Raw genomic sequence first — 2,897 nt, forward strand, 5'->3', positions numbered from 1 at the left:
CGCGTCGGGCAGCGGCAACCCGGGCGCGGCCAACGCCGCCGCGGTGCTGGGGAACCGGTGGGGCCTGGCCGTGCTCGGCGCCGACATGGGAAAGGGCGTCGCCGCCGGCCTGGTGGGTCGGGCCCTTGCCGGCGACACCGGTGGATACGTGGCGGCAACCGCGTCCATCGCCGGGCACATCGCACCGGTGAGCAACGGCTTCCGGGGCGGCAAGGGCGTCGCCACCTCCGCCGGCGCCTGTCTGGCGGTGTTCCCCGCCTACTTCCCGATCGACGCCGCCGTGGCCGCCCTGACCGCATCGAGGGTCCAGCACGCCGAGCGGGCGACGCAGGTGTCGTGCGCGGTGTGGACCGCGGCGGCAGTGCTGTGGTGGCGCCGGGGCCTGCCCAACGCATGGGGCCCTCATCCGGGACCGGCGCTCGTCGGGTTCGCGGCGGTATCGTCCGCGATGATCCTCACCAAGTTCCGAGCGGCACGGCGGGCGACATCGTGATCGCCGTCGTCACCGACTCCGCGTCGATGTTGCCCCCGAGCTGGCTGGCGCGTTGGGGCGTCCTCGTGGCCCCGCTGACCGTCGTCCTCGACGGCGCGCCGTTCAAGGAGGGCGTCGAGCTCTCGACCGCCGAGTTCTACCGGCGGCTGGCCGCCGGCGCCGAGGTCACCACGTCCGCTCCGTCGCCCGGCGACCTGCTCACCACGTACCGGGCGGCGGTCGATGCCGGGGCCAGCCACATCGTGGCGATCCACACTGGGTCCGCCTACTCCGCAGTGCTCGCCCCCGCCGGCATCGCCGCCGAGGAGTGCCCGGTGCCGGTGGAGCTCGTCGACACCGCAACGGTGTCGTTCCCGGTCGCTCTGTGTGTCGCCGCCGCCTGCGAGGCGCGCGACCAGGGCGCGGAGGTGAGCGCCACCGCCACCGCCGCGCGCGCCATTGCGGCGGTGGTCGACAGCGTGTTCATCGTGGGCGCCCCCGAGCTGGCGCGCCGGGGAGGACGCTTCGGCGATGCCGCGCCGGAGGACGGGACCACGACGATCCTCGGCCTCGGGCCCGGCGGGTTCGTCGACCTCGGCGCCGCGGCCGACGTCGACGACGCCATCGCCCAGATGGCCGATCACGTCCGATGCGCGGCCACGGGTCGATCGCTGCGGGTCGGCGTGGGTGACGCGGATCGACCCGACCTCGGCACGCGCCTCTCCGACGCGCTCGGCGGTGTCACCGGCGTCGACGAGCTCGTCCGCTACGAGGTGGGCCCGTCGGTGGGCGCCCACTCCGGACCGGGCACCGTCGGCGCCGTGTGGGCGCCTCGCTGACCCACCCGGCGGAGTGCCGCCGGGCCCTGGGCGGACCGGCGGCATCCCCGAGCGCCGTCTACTCCTCGACCCAGAGGCCGTGGACGGGGTGGCCCGTCGCCAGGCCCTCGAACGGGTCGCTGCCATCCGGCAGGGCGGGCAGGGTCTCGACGGTGTGGCCGAACACGCCGGGCTGGGTGGCGATGCGCCAGGTGGTCCAGTTCGCCCAGAGGCTCCACACCTGCTCACCGAACCGGCGGTTGAGGTCCTCGTAGATCTCCTCCCGGGTGTCGGGGTCGGGCTCGGAGCGGCCCTCGTCGAGCAACCTGTCGATCTCGGGGTCCTTGATGCGCCCGAAGTTGGCCGGCGAGGTGCTGCTGAACCAGACGTAGAGCAGGTCCGGGTCGCTGCCGGGGTAGTTGCGGAAGCCCATGATGTCGAACTCGCCGCTGATGGCGTTGTCGATGAGCTTGTCCTGCTGGACCGTCTCGAGCTCGACCTCGACGCCGATCTCCCCGAGGGCCTGCTGGATGTAGACGGCGATCTCCTGGGTGGCGGCGCCGGGGGTGGCCTGGTAGGTGATCGGGCGGATCGGGCCGACCTCCTCCTCGTACTCGGCGATCAGCGCCTCGGCCTCCTCGGGGTCGTACTCGGGATAGCCGGCGTCCTCCAGGTACCCAACGGCCCCCTCGGCGAACGGGCCCGAGGCGATGGTGAACAGGTCGCGGGTGATGACCTCGGTGAAGTCCTCCCGGTCGAGCCCGTGGGCGAGGGCCCGACGGAACCGGACGTCGTCGAACGGCGGCTTGGAGGAGTTCATCTGCAAGAACCCGACCTCGGCGTTGTCCTCGGAGTCGCGGTTCTTCACCACGCCGTCCTCCTCCAGGCCGTCGAGGGTGATGGTGTCCTGGGCGCCGGTGCCGTGCATGAGGTCGATCTCACCGGATTCGAGGGAGTTGACCCGCTGCTCGGCCTCCACGATGGGCACGAAGCGGATCTCATCGAGGTACGGGTACGGCTCCCCGTCGGGGGCCTCCTGCCAGTAGTCCTCGTTCGCGGTGGCCACGAACTCCCGCCCCGGATCCCAGCTCTCGACCTCGAAGGGCCCGGTCCCGATCAGGTCCCGGTCGCAGGACTCGGCGTTGTCGAGCTGCGCCTGGGCGATGATCCCCAACCGGCCGCTCGCGTGCAGGAACGCCGGGAACGCCGCCCACGGCACCTTGGTGGTCACCGTCACCTCGAGGTCGTCGGTGACCTCGACGGTGTCGATGTTGTCGAGCACGAAGATGAACAACAACGCCGCCCGTCCCTCGTACTGGCCCCGGGAGGCGTCGAGGGTGTTCTTCACCACCTCGGCGGTCAGCTCCGAGCCGTCGTGGAACGTCACCCCTTCGCGCAGTCCGATCGTCCACTCGTCGAACGTCTCGTTGGGCTCCACCGACTCCGCCAGGTACGGCACCATCTCGCCATCGGCGTTCGGCGCCGTCAACGTGTCAAAGATCGCCCGGGCCACCAAGATCCCCGAGATCGCCAGCTGTGACTCCGGCAGGCACCACCCGTCACCGGTCTCGGCCTCGAGCCCGTAGGTCACCGACCCGCCCCGCACC

The 2,897-nt window shown here is 71.9% G+C and carries 3 protein-coding genes; 2 read left to right on the top strand and 1 reads right to left on the bottom strand.

Translation table 11 applies throughout. The annotated features are described in order from the left end of the window. A partial coding sequence (locus VNL12_RS02335; protein WP_325591174.1) for a glycerol-3-phosphate acyltransferase occupies positions 1–493 on the top strand: 493 nt, incomplete at its 5' end. After that, positions 490–1,311 (top strand): DegV family protein, encoded by an 822-nt coding sequence (locus VNL12_RS02340; RefSeq protein ID WP_325591176.1) that lies wholly within the window; start codon positions 490–492, stop codon positions 1,309–1,311. The genes VNL12_RS02335 and VNL12_RS02340, both read left to right, overlap by 4 nt. Before the next feature lie 58 nt (positions 1,312–1,369). Here VNL12_RS02340 and VNL12_RS02345 read toward each other — a convergent pair. Next, on the bottom strand, positions 1,370–2,897 hold a 1,528-nt coding region (locus VNL12_RS02345), incomplete at its 5' end, for an ABC transporter substrate-binding protein (RefSeq protein ID WP_325591178.1).

Origin of the sequence: Iamia sp. (genome assembly GCF_035575815.1) — a bacterium.
Classification (GTDB): Bacteria; Actinomycetota; Acidimicrobiia; order Acidimicrobiales; family Iamiaceae; genus Iamia.